Origin of the sequence: Rhizobium laguerreae (assembly GCF_002008165.1) — a bacterium.
Lineage (GTDB): Bacteria > Pseudomonadota > Alphaproteobacteria > Rhizobiales > Rhizobiaceae > Rhizobium > Rhizobium laguerreae.
The window spans coordinates 129504-146408 of sequence record NZ_MRDM01000010.1 but is presented as its reverse complement, the minus strand read 5'-3'; the positions used below and the strand labels follow the sequence as shown (position 1 = coordinate 146408).

19 protein-coding genes and 1 other RNA gene are annotated in these 16905 nt (G+C 62.1%); 11 read left to right on the top strand and 9 right to left on the bottom strand.

Annotated features, from left to right (window positions below):
• The first annotated feature begins 14 nt into the window (after nucleotides 1–14).
• Nucleotides 15–1142 (top strand): molecular chaperone DnaJ, encoded by a 1128-nt coding sequence (dnaJ, locus tag BS630_RS09115; RefSeq protein WP_011649969.1) that lies wholly within the window; start codon nucleotides 15–17, stop codon nucleotides 1140–1142.
• A 312-nt stretch (nucleotides 1143–1454) separates the two neighbouring features.
• Nucleotides 1455–1655 (top strand): hypothetical protein, encoded by a 201-nt coding sequence (locus BS630_RS09110; RefSeq protein ID WP_003544370.1) that lies wholly within the window; start codon nucleotides 1455–1457, stop codon nucleotides 1653–1655.
• Nucleotides 1656–1814: 159 nt separating this feature from the next.
• Here the strand turns inward: BS630_RS09110 and BS630_RS09105 are convergent, their stop codons facing one another.
• Nucleotides 1815–2180, bottom strand: a complete 366-nt coding sequence (locus BS630_RS09105; RefSeq protein ID WP_017962753.1) for a helix-turn-helix domain-containing protein — start codon at nucleotides 2178–2180, stop codon at nucleotides 1815–1817.
• Nucleotides 2181–2630: 450 nt separating this feature from the next.
• On the opposite strand from BS630_RS09105, the gene recF reads away from it, so the two are divergent.
• The 3 genes from recF to BS630_RS09090 are packed head-to-tail and all read left to right on the top strand — an operon-like array spanning nucleotide 2631 to nucleotide 5061.
• Complete coding sequence (gene recF / locus BS630_RS09100; RefSeq protein ID WP_077977158.1) at nucleotides 2631–3755, top strand: DNA replication/repair protein RecF; 1125 nt, start codon at nucleotides 2631–2633, stop codon at nucleotides 3753–3755.
• Nucleotides 3752–4576 (top strand): molybdopterin-synthase adenylyltransferase MoeB, encoded by an 825-nt coding sequence (locus tag BS630_RS09095; protein ID WP_077977157.1) that lies wholly within the window; start codon nucleotides 3752–3754, stop codon nucleotides 4574–4576. Before recF ends, BS630_RS09095 begins: the two co-directional genes overlap by 4 nt.
• The gene (locus BS630_RS09090) at nucleotides 4573–5061 is read left to right on the top strand and encodes a GNAT family N-acetyltransferase (RefSeq protein ID WP_077977156.1); all 489 of its coding nucleotides are present in this window, start codon (nucleotides 4573–4575) and stop codon (nucleotides 5059–5061) included. The genes BS630_RS09095 and BS630_RS09090 overlap by 4 nt, the downstream gene beginning before the upstream one ends.
• A gap of 13 nt (nucleotides 5062–5074) precedes the next feature.
• Here the strand turns inward: BS630_RS09090 and BS630_RS09085 are convergent, their stop codons facing one another.
• Nucleotides 5075–6076, bottom strand: coding sequence for a 2-hydroxyacid dehydrogenase (locus BS630_RS09085; RefSeq protein WP_025396647.1), 1002 nt, complete (start codon nucleotides 6074–6076; stop codon nucleotides 5075–5077).
• 185 nt (nucleotides 6077–6261) lie between these two features.
• Here BS630_RS09085 and BS630_RS09080 point away from each other — a divergent pair, with 185 nt between their 5' ends.
• Nucleotides 6262–6801 (top strand): SH3 domain-containing protein, encoded by a 540-nt coding sequence (locus BS630_RS09080; RefSeq protein ID WP_025396646.1) that lies wholly within the window; start codon nucleotides 6262–6264, stop codon nucleotides 6799–6801.
• Here the strand turns inward: BS630_RS09080 and BS630_RS09075 are convergent.
• The gene (locus BS630_RS09075) at nucleotides 6794–7786 is read right to left on the bottom strand and encodes an adenosine kinase (protein ID WP_077977155.1); all 993 of its coding nucleotides are present in this window, start codon (nucleotides 7784–7786) and stop codon (nucleotides 6794–6796) included. The two genes, BS630_RS09080 and BS630_RS09075, sit on opposite strands and share 8 nt — an antisense overlap.
• A gap of 415 nt (nucleotides 7787–8201) precedes the next feature.
• Here BS630_RS09075 and BS630_RS09070 point away from each other — a divergent pair, with 415 nt between their 5' ends.
• A complete protein-coding gene (locus BS630_RS09070; RefSeq protein WP_062944866.1) occupies nucleotides 8202–9149 on the top strand; it encodes an AEC family transporter in 948 nt (315 codons plus the stop codon).
• 87 nt (nucleotides 9150–9236) lie between these two features.
• Here BS630_RS09070 and BS630_RS09065 read toward each other — a convergent pair whose 3' ends face one another.
• Entirely contained in the window at nucleotides 9237–9800 is a 564-nt protein-coding gene (locus BS630_RS09065) for a c-type cytochrome (protein ID WP_077977700.1), read from the bottom strand.
• A gap of 154 nt (nucleotides 9801–9954) precedes the next feature.
• On the opposite strand from BS630_RS09065, the gene BS630_RS09060 reads away from it, so the two are divergent.
• Both BS630_RS09060 and BS630_RS09055 read left to right on the top strand, forming a co-directional pair.
• On the top strand, nucleotides 9955–10710 hold the full coding sequence (locus tag BS630_RS09060; RefSeq protein WP_077977154.1) for a 3-deoxy-manno-octulosonate cytidylyltransferase: 756 nt from the start codon (nucleotides 9955–9957) through the stop codon (nucleotides 10708–10710).
• A gap of 10 nt (nucleotides 10711–10720) precedes the next feature.
• Nucleotides 10721–11575, top strand: coding sequence for a prephenate dehydratase (locus BS630_RS09055; RefSeq protein WP_003544355.1), 855 nt, complete (start codon nucleotides 10721–10723; stop codon nucleotides 11573–11575).
• Nucleotides 11576–11827: 252 nt separating this feature from the next.
• Here the strand turns inward: BS630_RS09055 and BS630_RS09050 are convergent, their stop codons facing one another.
• The 5 genes from BS630_RS09050 to BS630_RS09030 all read right to left on the bottom strand — a co-directional run bounded on the left by BS630_RS09050 (nucleotide 11828) and on the right by BS630_RS09030 (nucleotide 14789).
• The gene (locus BS630_RS09050; protein WP_017962745.1) at nucleotides 11828–12196 is read right to left on the bottom strand and encodes a VOC family protein; all 369 of its coding nucleotides are present in this window, start codon (nucleotides 12194–12196) and stop codon (nucleotides 11828–11830) included.
• A 194-nt stretch (nucleotides 12197–12390) separates the two neighbouring features.
• On the bottom strand, nucleotides 12391–12651 hold the full coding sequence (locus BS630_RS09045; RefSeq protein ID WP_077977153.1) for a hypothetical protein: 261 nt from the start codon (nucleotides 12649–12651) through the stop codon (nucleotides 12391–12393).
• 71 nt (nucleotides 12652–12722) lie between these two features.
• Nucleotides 12723–13418 carry a helix-turn-helix transcriptional regulator gene (locus BS630_RS09040; protein ID WP_077977152.1) on the bottom strand — a complete coding sequence of 232 codons (696 nt, stop codon included), beginning with the start codon at nucleotides 13416–13418 and terminating at the stop codon, nucleotides 12723–12725.
• A gap of 4 nt (nucleotides 13419–13422) precedes the next feature.
• Nucleotides 13423–14382 carry an NAD(+) diphosphatase gene (nudC, locus tag BS630_RS09035; RefSeq protein ID WP_077977151.1) on the bottom strand — a complete coding sequence of 320 codons (960 nt, stop codon included), beginning with the start codon at nucleotides 14380–14382 and terminating at the stop codon, nucleotides 13423–13425.
• Nucleotides 14379–14789, bottom strand: a complete 411-nt coding sequence (locus BS630_RS09030) for an HIT domain-containing protein (RefSeq protein WP_077977150.1) — start codon at nucleotides 14787–14789, stop codon at nucleotides 14379–14381. The genes nudC and BS630_RS09030 overlap by 4 nt, the downstream gene beginning before the upstream one ends.
• 89 nt (nucleotides 14790–14878) lie before the next feature.
• On the opposite strand from BS630_RS09030, the gene ffs reads away from it, so the two are divergent.
• Together ffs and BS630_RS09020 are read left to right on the top strand one after the other, a co-directional pair.
• Nucleotides 14879–14975: signal recognition particle sRNA small type (ffs, locus tag BS630_RS09025), an RNA gene on the top strand.
• A gap of 45 nt (nucleotides 14976–15020) precedes the next feature.
• Nucleotides 15021–16898, top strand: coding sequence for a DNA polymerase III subunit gamma/tau (locus BS630_RS09020; protein WP_077977149.1), 1878 nt, complete (start codon nucleotides 15021–15023; stop codon nucleotides 16896–16898).
• Nucleotides 16899–16905: the final 7 nt, after the last annotated feature.

Below are 16905 nucleotides of genomic sequence, written 5' to 3'. Positions count from 1 at the left end.
GGGTTTAATCCTTAATGGCAAAAGCGGACTTTTACGAAACTCTGGGTGTAGCCAAGTCGGCGGACGAGAAAGAGCTGAAGAGCGCCTTTCGCAAACTGGCGATGAAATACCATCCGGACAAGAACCCGGATGACAAGGACGCCGAACGGAAGTTCAAGGAAATCAACGAAGCCTACGAGATGCTCAAGGACCCGCAGAAGCGGGCGGCCTATGACCGGTATGGTCATGCGGCCTTCGAGCATGGCGGCATGGGCGGCGGTGGCGGCGGATTTGCCGGCGGCGGTTTCTCCGACATTTTCGAGGATATCTTCGGCGAGATGATGGGTGGAGGGCGCGCGCGCCAGCGGTCGTCGGGCGGCCGCGAACGCGGCGCCGATCTTCGCTACAACATGGAAATAACGCTGGAGGAGTCTTTCTCCGGCAAGACGGCGCAGATCCGCGTTCCGACGTCGATCACCTGCGACGTCTGTTCGGGTTCAGGCGCCAAACCCGGCACGCAGCCGAAGAACTGCGGCACCTGCCAGGGAACGGGGCGCGTGCGCGCGGCACAGGGCTTCTTCTCGATCGAACGGACCTGCCCGACCTGCCACGGCCGCGGCCAGATCATTCCCGATCCGTGTCCGAAGTGCCACGGCCAGGGCCGTGTGACGGAAGAGCGTTCGCTCTCGGTCAATATCCCGGCCGGCATCGAGGACGGCACCCGCATCCGGCTGCAGGGCGAAGGCGAGGCCGGCGCCCGCGGCGGACCGGCAGGCGACCTCTATATCTTCCTGTCCGTCAAACCGCATGAATTCTACCAGCGCGACGGAGCCGATCTCTATTGCGCCGTTCCGATCTCGATGACGACGGCGGCACTCGGCGGCACCTTCGACGTGGCGACGCTCGACGGCACCAAGTCCCGCGTCACCGTGCCCGAGGGCACCCAGGTCGGCAAACAGTTCCGTCTCAAGGGCAAGGGCATGCCGGTGCTGCGTTCGGTGCAGACGGGCGACCTCTACATCCAGATCCAGATCGAGACGCCGCAAAAGCTCACCAAGCGCCAGCGCGAACTGCTTCAGGAATTCGAGCAGCTTTCCTCCAAGGAGAACAATCCCGAATCGACGGGCTTCTTTGCCCGCATGAAGGAATTCTTCGAAGGCTGAGCCGCGATCGACATGCCCATTACGAAAGCCGGGGACGGAAACGTCTCCGGTTTTTTTGTTCCCGGAATCTCGATTTGCGACATTCGCCGTCCATGCCGGCGAATCTGTCCCAGATCGATACGGCGGCGGGCGGGACGATGACTTGCGTTAACGCAGCCAGATGATGCCGCTTGCAAGTTTTCCAAATGAATTCAGTCTCTGCCGTCAGTGCATGACCCTGGGAGCCGGAATCGATTTCGGGGGCATGCACCAAATCAAAGTGATAGAGCGTCCTTAGCGCTAGCGGGAACAAACAAACCAAGGGTATCAGCCATGGCGCCAGCCTTTTCCTCTCAGTCCGAAGATGTCGACGTTCTCGCCGGCGCCATCTACACATGGTGCGCCGAGCGCAACATCAAGCTTCGCAGCCAGCAAGGCCTTTCCATTGCCAGCATCGCGATCGACCTCTATCATGCCGGCCACCAGACGCAGGACGATCTGCTGATGGCGCTGCACGAATGCGAGATTCACTGAAGCGCGCGGCATCAAACCTCAATCAGGCGGTCTGCTTCCGGTCTTTGTTCTGATGCAAGTCATCCTCCCAATATTGCTGCACACCCGCAGGCGTCCGGAAGCCATCCAGACCTTGAATAGGTCGTGCTTTCCGTGGGAACCGTGATTGCTGCAGTGGAATCAGGCGGTGGTTTCGGCCGCTTCCCCCGTCATGAGGGTGACGATGGTCTTGACCGCTTCCTTGCCTGCCGGTGAGTTCAGCTTGTCGTAGCTCAGCGCAAGCGCATAGGCGTCGGGGCTGAGTTCGACACGGCTGCCGAATGGCGACATGCCGGCACCCTCGAAGAGAGCGGAGATCTCGACGTCGAGAAAAACCGCGATCTGATGCAGCTTGCTGGCGGAAACGCGGTTCGCCCCCTTCTCGTATTTCTGGATTTGCTGGAAAGTCAGTCCGAGTGCTTCGCCAAGCTCGAGCTGAGAAACACGGCGAAGGGCGCGAAACTGTCTGACGTTGCGACCGACGATAATATCAACCGGATCTGGCACTTCATCACTCTCTTATACATAAACGGTCCGTTTACCATATCGTTTGCGCCGGATAACTCAACCCAACAGTTGCAAAATTCAACCAACTTTTTTTGGGCTTTACGTTACGTCAGTAGCCTTGGAGGATGGCGGCAAACCTTGAATATCCGGCGCTGGAAGACATTGGCAATGACTGTCGACAGGATCGGTCTGGCGATGTCAGGCATCTCGGATGGTTGTATTTTTAACCGAATTTCGAAAGTGCCATGGCTGCTGTTCCATCGGGAGGATGTCGGACACAAGGGCTTCTGTCACGGGATCATCTGAAATATATGTCCTGCGTGGCGCCAGCCGCCGCGTCCTGACGTTCGGCAGCAGCGGCGGTACACGTCCCCGCGGCCAAAAAGCTGCCAGCCTTGCCATCAGCGCCGCTTCGGCTTAGCTGTCACGCTTTACGATTCCGGACATTCGATGCCGCACAAAGTTTCTCTTTCCCGTCTGAAACTGACAGACTTCCGCAACTATGTGGCGGCGGCCCTTACCCTTGATGGTCGGCATGCCGTGCTGACGGGAGACAACGGTGCCGGCAAGACCAATCTCATGGAGGCCGTCTCGTTGCTTTCGCCCGGCCGCGGTCTGCGCCGTGCGGCTTATGGCGACATTACCCGCGTCGGCGCGGCCGGCGGCTTTTCGGTCTTCGCCGCGCTCGACGGCATGGAGGGCGACGTCGAGATCGGCACCGGCATCGAAACGGGCGAGGAGACCACCGCCCGCAGGCTGCGCATCAATGGCACGACGGCAAAGACTGCCGACGAACTGACCGACCATCTGCGCCTTCTCTGGCTGACACCGGCGATGGACGGCCTCTTTACCGGCGCCTCTTCCGACCGGCGGCGCTTTCTTGACCGGCTGGTGCTGTCGCTCGATCCCGCTCATGGCCGCCGCGCCAGCGATTTCGAGCGCGCCATGCGCAGCCGCAACAAATTGCTGGATGAAGGGCGCTTCGATCCCTCCTGGCTTGCCGGCATCGAGGAGCAGATGGCAAGCCTCGGCATCGCCATGGCGCTCGCCCGGCAGGAGATGCTCGGCCTGCTTACCCGGTTGATCGAGGAAACCCGCGAAAGCTCGCCCTTCCCTTCGGCATCGCTGCAGCTTTCGGGCTTCATGGACGGTCAGTTCTCGAGCCCCTCGGTCGACCTTGAGGACGACTACGCGGCGATGCTGGCGGAGAGCCGCTACCGCGATGCCGGCGCAGGGCGCACGCTTGAGGGGCCGCACCGGGCCGATCTCATCGTGCATCACCGCGAAAAGGCGATGGAGGCGGAGCGTTGCTCCACCGGCGAGCAGAAAGCGCTGCTTGTCGGTCTGGTGCTTGCGCATGCCCGGCTCGTCGGTAATCTCACCGGCCATGCGCCGATCCTGCTGCTCGACGAGATCGCAGCCCATCTCGACGAGGGCCGCCGCGCCGCGTTGTTCGACCTTATCGACGGGCTCGGCGGCCAGGCCTTCATGACCGGAACGGATCGCGCGATGTTTTCGGCACTCGGCGACAGGGCGCAGTTTTTCACGGTGGCCGACGGAAGGGTGTTCGAATGACCGAGGCGGCTTTTCCCGGCGTCGGGCGTCATGATAACATCGGCGCCATGGAACCGCTCAGCCCGGAAGAAATCGCGCGCTATCACCGCCACATCCTGCTGCCCGAGATCGGCGGCGCCGGCCAGCAGAAACTGAAAGCCGCCCGCGTGCTGGTGATCGGCGCCGGTGGCCTCGGTGCGCCGGTCCTGCAATATCTGGCCGCAGCCGGTATCGGCACGCTCGGTATCGTCGACGACGACCGGGTGTCGTTGTCGAACCTGCAGCGCCAGGTGATCCATGATTCCGGCACGATCGGCGAATTGAAGACGGAGAGTGCCGCCTTCGCCATCGCCAAGCTCAATCCGCATGTCCGACTGATCCGCTTCGAGGAACGCTTTTCCCCGGAGGCCGCCCGCCGTCAGCTCTCCGGCTTCGACCTGCTGATCGACGGCTCCGACAATTTCGACACGCGTTATGCCGCCGCCGATGCGGCGGAAGAAGCGCGCATCCCGCTCGTCAGCGGCGCCGTCGGGCGGTTCGACGGCTCGCTGACAGTTCTCAAGCCCTATGAGACGGCTGAGGATGGAACGTCCAACCCCAGATATCGCGACCTGTTTCCGGAAGCGCCGCCAGCGGGGCTGATTCCCGCCTGCGCCGAGGCCGGCATCATCGGCGCGCTGACCGGCGTCATCGGCACGATGATGGCGATGGAGGCGATCAAGCTCGTCACTGGCACTGGCGAACCACTGGTCGGACGGTTGCTGCTCTACGACGCGCTCTCGGCCCGCTTCGACACCATCCGCTACAAACGACGCCGTACAACAGAGAGACAGGTGGGATGAGGATTGTTCCGCTTGATCAGACTTTCACGCGCTGGGATGAACTGCTGGCGCTGATCCTTTCCGCCTTCGCCGCCATGAATGGCAGGATCGACCCGCCATCTTCGGCGCTCAAGCTGACGACGGCATCACTGGCCGAAAAGGCCGGGACCGAGATCGGCCATGTCGCCATCGACGGCGAAAAGCTGGTCGGCTGCCTCTTCCTGCGGCCAGAGGCCGATTGTCTGTATGTCGGCAAGCTCGCCGTCCTGCCTGAGGTACAAGGCAGGGGCCTCGGCAAGCGGCTGCTGAGGATTGCCGAGGAGACCGCTGCGGCGCTCGGTCTTCCCGCCTTGCGGCTGGAAACGCGCATCGAACTCACCGACAATCACGCCGTCTTTGCCGCCTGGGGATTTTCCAGAACCGCCGAAAAGGCGCATCCCGGCTTTGCCAGGACGACATTCGTCGAGATGCGCAAGGTCCTTGCTCCTCCGATCTGCGTCGCCTGATTTACAGCGTTCTTTAACGACCCGGCAGTACCCGATTCGGCGGTCTATGGCCGTCGATGAAGGTGCGGATGTTGATGATGACCTTGTCGCCCATGTCGACGCGGCCTTCGATCGTCGCCGAACTCATATGCGGCAGCAGCACGACCTTGCCCTCATTGGCGAGCTTGATGAGCCTCGGGTTGACGGCAGGCTCATTTTCGAAGACGTCGAGGCCGGCACCGGCAATCCGGCCCTCCCTCAGGCATTTGATCAGCGCAGCTTCATCGACCACGTCGCCGCGCGCGGTGTTGACGAGATAGGCCGTCGGCTGCAGCAGTGCCAGACGGCGGGCCGAGATCAGGTGGAAGGTCGCCGGCGTCGACGGACAATTGACCGAAACGATGTCGACGCGGGCGAGCATCTGGTCGAGGCTTTCCCAATAGGTCGCCTCCAGCTCGTCCTCAACGGCCGGATTGACGCGCTTGCGGTTGTGGTAGTGGATCGACAGGCCGAAAGCCTTGGCGCGGCGGGCCACCGCCGTGCCGATGCGGCCCATGCCGACGATGCCGATTCGCTTGCCATGAATGCGCCGGCCGAGCATCCAGGTCGGAGACCAGCCTGCCCATTCGCCGGGCTTGTCGGTCAGCACGCGCGCACCTTCGCCGAGCCGTCTCGGAACGGCAAGAATCAGCGCCATGGTCATATCGGCAGTGTCTTCGGTCAGGACGTTCGGCGTGTTGGTGACGGTGATGCCCTTGCGCGCCGCCGCCTCGACGTCGATGTGATCGGTGCCGTTGGAGAAGCTCGCAATCAGCTTCATCTGCGGTCCCGCCTGTTCGATCAGCGCCGCGTCGATGCGATCGGTGACGGTCGGCACCAGCACATCGGCGGTCTTGACCGCGGCGATCAGCTCGGGAACGGAGCGCGGCGCGTCGTCGATGTTCAGCTCAGCGTCGAAGAGTTCGCGCATGCGGGTTTCGACGGCATCCGGCAGCTTGCGGGTGATGTAGACCTTCGGTTTTTTCTTCGCTGTCATGGCTGCCTGTGGTGCCTTGTTCAGAGGTCTTTAACCAAGAGGGGTGATAATTTTCCCATTCCGGGCATTTTCTACCAGACCCGCACGCGAAGACAAACAAAACTCGTGGTGCAGCCGGGGAATGTCAGAGCCCGGAGCGCGAGCAGGCCGGGCCTGCCCGCGAATTCGAGCAAACGGAAACTTCGATGCGCAGCAAAGTCCTGAAGTCCTGCCTCGCCCTTGCCATCGCTCTGGCTGCATCCATGGGAAGCGTCGAGTTCGCCCATGCGCAGGCGGCCAAAGGGCCAAGCGGACTGCCATTGCCGCGTTTCGTCACGCTGAAATCCAAGCGCGTCAACCTGCGCATCGGTCCGGGAACGGATTACGCCGTGTCTTGGATGTACCTGAAATCCGGCCTGCCGGTGGAAATCATCCAGGAATACGACAATTGGCGCCGCATCCGCGATGCCGACGGCACCGAAGGCTGGGTCAACCAGTCGCTGCTGTCAGGTCAGCGCGCGGCAATTGCCGCCCCGTGGATGAAGACCAAGGGCAAGGGCATTTATGTCAATCTGCGCCGCGAGGCGCAGCCCTCCGCCTCGATCGTCGCCAAGCTCGAACCCGGCGTGATGATCACCATTGGCGAATGCAACGGCGACTGGTGCCGCGCCGAAACCGACGGCGCCTCGGGCTGGGTGGCGCAGTCGGAGATATGGGGCGCCTATCCCGGCGAAGCCTTCAAATAAGCCCTGCCCGTTTGGCGGCCTCGGAAAGCGAGGTCATCGGGCGCGGGCCGATCTGCTGGATGACGATGCCGGCGGCCAGGCAACCGAGCTTGCCGCAATCCTCCAAAGAACGTCCCTGCGTGTAGCCATAGAGGAAGCCGGAGGCGAACAGATCGCCGGCACCGGTCGTATCGACCACTTCCTTGATCCGGATCGCATCGACGTAAAAACGCTCGCGGCCCTTCAGGATGACGGCGCCATCCTCGCTCATCGTCACGGCGGCGATCTTGCAATCGGCGGCGATCCTGTTCAGCGCCTCCTCGAAATCGTCGGTCTCGTAGAGCGACAGCGCTTCCTGGCGATTGGCGAAGACGATATCGACCTTGCCGGTGCGCATCAGATCGAGGAATTCGCCGCGATAACGGTCGACACAGAAGCTGTCGGACAGCGTCATCGACATTTCGCGGCCGTTTTCATGGGCGATGCGGGCACAATCGAGGATCGCTTCCTTGGCGCGTGGCGGATCCCAGAGATAACCTTCGAAATAGGTAACCTTGGCGTCAGCCACGACGTCGGTCTCGACGTCTTCCGGGCCGAGCTCGACGCAGGCGCCGAGATAGGTGTTCATCGAACGCTCGCCGTCCTCGGTGACGAAGATCATCGAACGCGCCGTCGGCGGGAAGGTGCCCTTCGGCCGGGTCTCGTAGTGGACGCCCTGGGCGCGGATGTCGTGTGTGAAGATGTCACCGAGCTGATCTTGGGCGACATTGCCGAAATAGGCAGCCTTGCCGCCAAGGCTCGCCACGCCCGCCGCCGTGTTGCCGGCGCTGCCGCCGGAAGCTTCGAGCGCCGGTCCCATGCGCGAATACAAGAGTTCGGCGCGTTCGGCATCGATAAGGTTCATCGCCGCTTTGGTGATCTGGTTGTCAATGAGGAACTGGTCGTCGCAACGGGCAATGATATCCACGATTGCGTTGCCGACTGTCAGAACATCGAATCTTGTCATGAAATGAGGGGTCCCGGAGTTTGTGATAGCCGGGGTTTGGTCTTAGCGAAATTTCCGCGGTTTGGAAGGATAAATGGTGGATGGCCTGTCTATTTCTTCGCAAAAGTGCCGCCTATTCGTCATGTCCCTGTCATTTTCAATATCTAGAAATACTCGCAAGAAGACCGGCATGAGCAGCTTCCAGTTGCAGCCGGGCGCACGAGGGATGACCCCTTCGATCTTACCGGCGCGATGCTGACCACGGATGAACTGGCAGCTTCGTGATCCGGGTTTCCGGCAAGACCGGAGCGGAAAAGCGGGCTATGCCCGCTTTTTTTGTTTTGCCGATGTGCTTGATTGGACGGCGATTGCCTTTTCAAACCAAGCAGTTTGCTGCTAGACGTCGAATACTCCCCCGCGCAGAGCAGCCTCCCCTATGTCAGCCATCATTTTCGACGTCCTTCCCGTCTTCATTCTGATTCTCATCGGCTGGGTGATCGTGCGCAGCGGATTGATGGCGTCGAATGTTGGCGAAGCGCTCAGCGAATTCGTCTTCAAGATCGCCGTGCCGCTTCTGCTCTTCCGCACCATCGCCGAGGCGGATTTTCATGGCGCCTCGCCCTTCCGGCTCTGGATCGTCTATTTTTCGGGCGTCGCCATCACGTGGACGGCCGGCCATATCGCCGCCACACGCCTCTTCGGCCGCGACGAACGGATCGGCGTGCTGGCCGGCGTTTCCTCGGCCTTCGCCAACAATATCTTCATCGGTCTGCCGCTGGTCGAGCGGACCGTCGGCGACGAAGGGCTGGTGGCGCTGTCGATCCTGCTTGCGGTGCATCTGCCCGTGATGATGGTCGCCGGCACAGTGCTGATGGAGCATGCCGAGCGCAAGATCGCCGGCAAAAGCGATCGCAGCATGGTGCTCGTGCTTCGCCAGATCGCAGTCAACCTCGTGCGCAACCCGCTGGTGATCGGCCTTGCGGCCGGCATGGCCATGCACCTTTCCGGTCTCACCATGCCGACGACGCTGGCAACGGTCGTCGGGCAGATCGCCGGCATTGCCGGCCCGGCGGCGCTGATATCGCTCGGCATGGCGCTGGAAAGATACGGCGTCTCCGGCAATCTCGGCATCGCCAGCGTCACCTCGAGCCTGAAGTTGCTGCTGCTGCCCGGCTGCGTGTGGGCGGCGAGCCATCTGCTCGGTCTCAGCCCCGAATGGACGGCAGCGATCGTGCTGACCTCCTCCGTCCCAACCGGCGTCAACGCCTGGCTGATCGCCAACCGCTTCGGCGTCGGTCACAGCCTCGCCGCCTCGACGATCACGGTGACGACGGCGCTCGGCGCCATCACGGTTTCGCTCTGGGCCTATTTCCTCGGCGCCTGAGGTCTTTGCTTTACGCATGTCGTTACCGCACAACGAAAAAGCCCGGCTTGCGGGCCGGGCTTCAATGTCCTGCGATTGTCTGCCGTGCTACTGCGTCGCGGCGTTCGGATCCGGCAGCGGCACCGGCGAATCGGCGAGCGTGTGCAGGTAGAGGATAACGTTGGCGCGCTCCTGATCCTTCGCCAGACCGGCGAAGCCCATCGCGGTGCCTGGAATGTCCTTCTTTGGCGCCAGCAGGAACTTGTTGAGGTTTTCGAAGGTCCACTTCTCGCTGCCGCCCTTGGAGAAATCCTTCATGGCAGCGGAATAGGCAAAGCCTTCATGCGAGGCGATCGGGCGATCTACGGCACCAAAGAGGTTGGGACCGACCTTATTCGGTCCCCCTTTGGTGGCGTCATGACAGGACTGACACTTCTTGAAGACAGTTTCACCGGCCTTGGCATCTGCAGAAGCGAGCAATTGCGCGATCGGAACGGCAACGGCAGGCGCAGCCTCACCGCCGGCGGCAGGCGCCTCTTCGGCAACGATCGCGAAACCTTCCTTTTCCGGTGCTTCGGAATGGAAGATCCCTTCGGACGCGATGGAGACAGACATCAGAACGAAAATCGTTCCGAGCAGCGCCCCAACGGCCGTATTGACGTATGAATTCATCTGCAATGCTCCCCTTGCAGCCGGCAGATCATAAACCGGACCATCTTGAAATCGCGCGGAACCTATGTCTTTTGGCTGTTCGTTGCAACTGTCTAAATGGTCTTGCGCATGAGACTTTTTGACACTTTCCAGCCCGGAATAGAAGGCCTGAACCATGAGTGATTCAAATTTAGATGGCGTGCTCGTATTGATCCCGGCGCGCATGGCCTCCACCCGGCTTCCGGGCAAGCCGCTGGCCGATATTTGCGGTCTGCCGATGATCGTCCAGGTGGCGCTGCGTGCCAGGGAAGCAGCCATCGGCCGCGTCGTCGTCGCCGTCGACGACGCCCGAGTGTTCGAGGCCGTGGCCGCCGCCGGATTCGAAGTCGTCATGACCCGTGCAGACCATCAATCGGGTTCCGATCGGATTTTTGAGGCGCTGACGAAAGTCGATCCGGACGGAAAGGCGAAAATCATCGTCAACGTCCAGGGCGATCTGCCGACGATCGATCCGGAAACGGTGCGCGCGGCGTTGCGCCCGCTCGAGAACGAGGCGGTCGATATCGGTACGCTGACGACCGAAATCGACAATGAGGAGGACAAGACCGCGCCGCACATCGTCAAGATCGTCGGTTCGCCGATTTCCGCCAACCGGCTGCACGCGCTCTACTTCACGCGCGCGACCGCCCCTTACGGCCAGGGGCCGCTCTACCACCATATCGGCCTTTATGCCTATCGGCGCGCGGCGCTCGAACGCTTCGTCTCGCTCGGCCCCTCGACGCTCGAAAAGCGCGAATCGCTGGAGCAGCTGCGGGCGCTGGAAGCAGGCATGCGCATCGACGCCGAGATCGTTGACACGGTTCCGCTCGGTGTCGATACTCCCGCCGACCTCGAAAAAGCGCGGCGCATCCTCTCCGCAAAGTCGAACTGACGGAACCATCATGAACATCAAGACCAACAGGATCGCCTTCCAGGGCGAATTCGGCGCCAATTCCGATATGGCCAGCCGCGACATGTTTCCGACCATGGAGCCGTTGCCCTGCCAGACCTTCGAAGATGCCTTTACGGCAGTCGACAACGGCGACGCCGATATCGGGATGATCCCGATCGAGAACACGATTGCCGGGCGCGTCGCCGATATCCACCATTTGCTGCCGGAGTCGCGGCTGCACATCATCGGCGAATATTTCATGCCGATCCGCTTCCAGCTGATGGTGCTGCCCGGTGTTACCAAGGACGAGATCCGCACGGTGCACAGCCATATCCACGCGCTCGGCCAGTGCCGCAAGATCGTTCGCGCCAATGGCTGGAAGCCGGTGATCGCCGGCGATACGGCGGGGGCGGCGAAACTCGTGCAGGAAACCGGCGACCGCTCGATGGCCGCCTTGGCGCCACGCCTTGCCGCCGATCTCTACGGGCTTGAGATCATCGCCGAAAATGTCGAGGATACGGAAAACAATGTGACCCGTTTCGTCGTCCTGTCCCGCGACGAGGAATGGGCGCAACGGAATTCGGCGGAAGAAAAGGTCGTCACCACCTTCGTCTTCAACGTCCGCAACATTCCAGCCGCGCTCTACAAGGCGCTCGGCGGCTTTGCCACCAACAACATCAACATGACCAAGCTGGAAAGCTACCAGCTCGGCGGAAAATTCGTGGCGACGCAGTTTTACGCCGATATCGAAGGCCATCCGAACGATCCGAACGTGCGCCGGGCGTTGGAGGAGCTGCGGTTCTTTTCCGAGAAAGTCCGCATCCTCGGCGTCTACAAGGGGCATGCGATGCGAGGCCTGCTTTAAACAGCGGGTCCAGGGGTGCAAGTAGACCCCCCTCTGCCCTGCCGGGCATCTCCCCCACAAGGAGGGAGATCACAAGTGGGTTGGCCTTCCTGCTCATCTACCGTTTCGCCATGCTGCAACGCTGATTGCTTGGGAAGCCGGTGCGCCCAGCCAATCTCCCCACCTGTGGGGGAGATGCCCGGCAGGGCAGAGGGGGCGGATGTGGCACGACGAGATTGTGAGACAAAGCCCCCACAATCAGAGCGCCAAAATTCATTTATCCGGCTCACAGACACGCAGCCGATGGCCATCGGGATCGAGCACGACGAAGGTCGGGCCGAAATCCAGTTCGGTCAGTTCCTGGGCGATCGGCAGACCGCGCTGGCGCCAGTCTTCATAATGCCTGGCGACTGCATTTTCTCCTTCGACCATGAACGCCACTTCGCCTCGATTGCCGATGGCGGAGGGCTGCGGCTCGACCTTGCTGCGCCGCCAAAGGCCGAGCGTGAAGCCGCCCTCAAGCGGAAAGGCGACGAAATTCGGCGCTTCCACGGCCGGTTCGCGGTTCAGCAGATTCCGGTAGAAGCTGGCGCTTTCAGCCGGGTCCTTGACGTAAAGAATGATGAGATTGGGGCTGGTCATTTCGGTTCTCCCGTTGTTTACGAATTGCCCCGCGAGAGGTCTCGTCTGCTGACAATGAATGGCAGCAGACTACCGGGGCGTTGCGATCGCAACGCCCCGTATTCGTCGGACAGAATGTTGATAAGGATGGGCGGCCTAAAGTGGTCGCGCATGTCGTTGTCGCAAAACCGCTGCACACTTTTGTGCGGTATGCTTTAGAGCGGAAAACGGTCCTCGCGGCGCGGATGGCGTCCGTCGATGAAGCCGAGGTCGCGCTTCCGGTAATCCGGTGTCGCTTCAAGGTCGAGGCCGGTGCGGTCTCCTCTGCGAAATCGGAAAATGTTCATGACCAGGTGCAGCAGGCCGGAGCGCGCTGACTGGTGGACATCGGCAAAAGTCTCGGCCGAAATGACATCGGCAAAGGACTCGGCCGCAAAACGGTCGTTAGTAAAATGAATGGCTGGAGGCATTACCATGATCAGTACTCCTTCCTGGTGGATTGAGACTGATAATAACTCCATCTGCTGACAGTTTATGGCAGCAGCGTTCAGTTCTCCATCTGCACGTCCTGCGTCTCGCGCCATTCCTTGAGGAGCACCGTGCGGCGGCGCGGATAACGCACCTCGTGCAAGGCCATATCGATGATGCGATCGGTGCGGAAATGGCGAAAATCCTGGCGCAGTTCGCACCAGGCCATGAGGACGCGCACATGCTCGTAATAGCCGAGCCCGAAAGGCCAGACGCGGCGGCGCGAGATACGGCCCTGCTCGTCGCCATAATGCAGTTCGAGAATACGCTCCAGGCGGATCGCCCTGCGGATGGCCGAAACGTCAGCCTTGTCCTCGTCCCTGCGTTTGGGACCGACGAAAAGCGCTGCCGAATCGATCATCTCGCGCATATCGGCCGGCAGCACCGCGGCAATCTTGGCCAGTGCATCGGCGCCGGCGCCGGCAAGGCGCGGCTCGGCGGCGCGGGCCACCCAGCGCGAGCCGAGCACCAAAGCCTCCAGCTCTTCTTCGGAAAACATCATCGGCGGCAGCATGAAGCCGGGCTTCAGCACGTAGCCGATGCCGGCTTCACCTTCGATCATCGCGCCCTGGGCCTGGAGGCTGGCAATATCGCGATAGAGCGTCCGCAGGCTGACGCCGGTCTCTTGTGCCAGCACCGTGCCGGTCACCGGCCGCCGGTAACGCCGGAGCGTCTGGAGCAGCGTCAGCAGCCGTTCGGAGCGGGCGACGGGCATGACGCTAGCGCTTCCACTCCACCCAGTCGCGCATCAGGCGGTGGGCAATCGCCCCTTTCGGCGGAGAGGCCTTGCCTGTCGCGCTCGGGCGTTCCAGCATCTCGATCGTTTCCTCGCGGGTGAACCAGCGGCAATCCTCCAGCTCGGTCTCGTCGCGACTGATTTCGGTGGATTTCGCCTCGGCGTAACAGCCGATCATCAGCGAATGCGGCATCGGCCAGGGCTGTGAGGCGTGGTAACGGATACGGCCGGTGCGGATGCCCGATTCCTCCAGCGTTTCGCGGCGCACGGCGTTCTCGATGGTCTCTCCGGGTTCGACGAAGCCGGCCAAACAGGAGTACATGCCCGGCGCGAAATGCGGGCTGCGCCCGAGCAGGCAGAGATCGCGCTGCTCGTCGACCGTCAGCATGATGACGACGGGGTCGGTGCGCGGGAAGATCACGTGTTCGCAGGCGGCGCAGACACGCTTGTAGCCGCCGATATGGATCTCCATCGCCGAGCCGCAGCGGCCGCAGAAGCGATTGTCGCCATTCCAGCGGATGAGGCTTGCGGCCTGGGCGAATTCGCCGAGCAACACCTCGTCGATCAGCATTTCGCGAAACAGCGTGCGACCGTCGGCAGGCTTATAGTGGCTGGTGAGGTCGTCGACGTCGATGCCGACGGGAACGGCAAGGCGCGGCTCGCCGGTCTTGCGGTAACCGAGAAGTACGGTCTCGTCCCAATCCGGCTGCAATTCCTGCAGCTCGTAGCGGGCAAAGAGCGGGTCGAGCACCTGGCCGTCATGCTTCAGCACCAGCTTATCCCTGGCGAAGGCGAAGATATGAGTGCCTTCCTTGGCCAGCGCCTTTTGGACGGATTGTTCGTCGCGATGCTCGGAATCGCGGTTGAGATCGTTGGCGGCAAAGGCCGTGAGATTGCTGGGTTCCGGATGCGGCGCATCCGAATCGAAAAGCGAATGACTCATGATGACAGGGCTTCCCGCAGCTTCGCTGTAAATTCGTCTCTCTTTCCGTCTTCGTAGGGCTCCGCGCGCCCGAAGCCCCAGACGGGACCCGGCCAGTTGGCATCGCCTTCGAAGCGGGCAATGACATGAACATGAAGCTGGCGGACGATGTTGCCAAGAGCCCCGACATTGATTTTTGTCGCGCCGGTGATCTTCTTCAGCGCCTTGGCGACCAGTTCCGTCTCGAAGGCAAGCAGCACCTGGTCGAGCGGCGTCAGTTCGAAGATTTCGGTGATATCACCCCGGCGCGGCACGAGAATCAGCCAGGGCCAGCGGGCGTCCTTCGACAATCTCAGATCGCAGAGGCCGGTGACCATGATGCTGATGCTGTCATTTTCGAGCCTGGGGTCGAGCACGAAACCGTTCAAAGGGCATTCCTCCTGTCTTTTCCTACGACTAGCAGTTTTTTCGCATGTTGGCTTGCTTTTGATGTCGATATTGCCGATATGTGCATCCGGGAGGTTGGTGGTGGACGAGCCACTCGCCAACCGGGTCAGGTCCGGAAGGAAGCAGCCCTAACGAGCCCGGCACGGGTCATCGTGCCAGCCTCCCACCTTCTCTCCACGAAGTGCCCGACAGTCCGGGCGACAAGCAGGGCGATGAGCGACACCGAGCGACAATCAAAAGATGCCGCCTCGACGGGCACCGGATACCGCGTGCTGGCTCGCAAATACCGCCCCAAGGATTTCACGGACCTGATGGTCGGCCAGGAGCCGATGGTCCGCACCCTCACCAACGCTTTCGAGACCGGCCGCATCGCCCAAGCCTACATGCTGACCGGCGTGCGCGGCGTCGGCAAGACGACGACGGCGCGCATCCTGGCGCGGGCGCTGAACTACAAGACATCGGAAATCGACAAGCCGACGATCGACCTCCGCACGCCCGGCGAGCACTGCCAGGCGATCATGGAAGGCCGGCATGTCGACGTGATCGAGATGGATGCCGCCTCCCATACCGGTATCGACGATATCCGCGAGATCATTGAGCAGGTGCGTTACCGGCCGGTTTCGGCGCGCTACAAGGTCTATATCATCGACGAAGTACACATGCTGTCGACGCAGGCCTTCAACGGCCTGCTGAAGACGCTGGAAGAGCCGCCGGAGCATGTGAAATTCATCTTCGCCACCACCGAGATCCGCAAGGTGCCGATCACCGTGCTGTCGCGCTGCCAGCGCTTCGACCTGCGCCGCATCAGCGCCTCCGATCTCGTCGGGCTGTTCACGACGATCGCGGCCAAGGAAGGCATCGAGGCGGAAGCCGATGCGCTGGCGATGATCGCGCGTGCTGCCGAAGGCTCGGCGCGCGACGGCCTGTCGCTGCTCGACCAGGCGATCGCTCATGGCGCGGGCGTCGTGCAGGCGGAAGCCGTGCGCGGCATGCTCGGCCTTGCCGACCGCGCCCGGATCGTCGATCTCTTCCAGCATATCGTCAAAGGCGATGTCGCCGCCGCCCTCGGCGAGTTCCAGAACCAGTACGAAGCCGGCGCCAATCCGGTGGTGGTGCTGACCGATCTTGCCGATTTCACCCATCTCGTGACGCGGCTGAAATATGTGCCGGATGCGGCAAACGATCCTTCGCTCAGCGAGGTCGAGCGCACCAAGGCGGCGGAATTCGCCAAGGGCGTTGCGGTGACGACGCTGTCGCGCATCTGGCAGATGCTGCTCAAGGGCATTCCGGAAACGGAAGGCTCGTCGCGGACGGCAGGGGCAGCCGAGATGGTGCTGATCCGGCTTGCGCATGCCGCGCATCTGCCGGCGCCCGAGGACGCGGCGCGGCGGCTTGCCGAATTTTCCGGCGACAATGCCGGCCCGCGACCCGCGGTTCCGCCGTCCGGCAATAGCGGCGGCAACGGGACACGGGTTTCCTATCAGAACAGTGTCACGGCGCGCGCGGCGGAAACCGCATCGAGCCAGCCACAGCCTTCGGCGCCGGTGGCGATGCTGCGGGCCGTGCCGAGCAGCCAGCCGGAAACGATGCCTGTCGGGCGGATCGAGCCAAAACCGGCGGAGGCACCGAAGCCGCTCGTCTCGGTCAATTCGGTCAACGATATCGTCAACCTCGCCACCGAGAAACGCGATCCGAAGCTGAAGGCGATGGTGCGTACCTTCCTGCGCCCGGTCCGTATCGAAGCCGGCCGGCTCGACGTCAGCCTGGCTCCCGGTGCGCCGACGACGCTGCTCAACGAGCTTGCCGTCAAGCTGAAGGAGTGGACCGGCATCCATTGGATCGTCAGCCTCAGCCGCGACGAGGGCCAGCCGACGCTTGTCGAAGCGGAGGCCAGGACCCGGGAACAGCATGTGATCGACGCGCGCCAGGACCCTGACGTGGCGGCAATCCTTGCACATTTTCCCGGTGCCAAGATCATCGACGTGCGCGTACGGGCGCCCGAACCGGAGGAGGAAGGCGAGGCGACACCGCCGGCCGCCGCCGAATCCGAGGAAGGTGATATCCTGCCGGGCGACGACATAGAATTCTGAGGTTTCA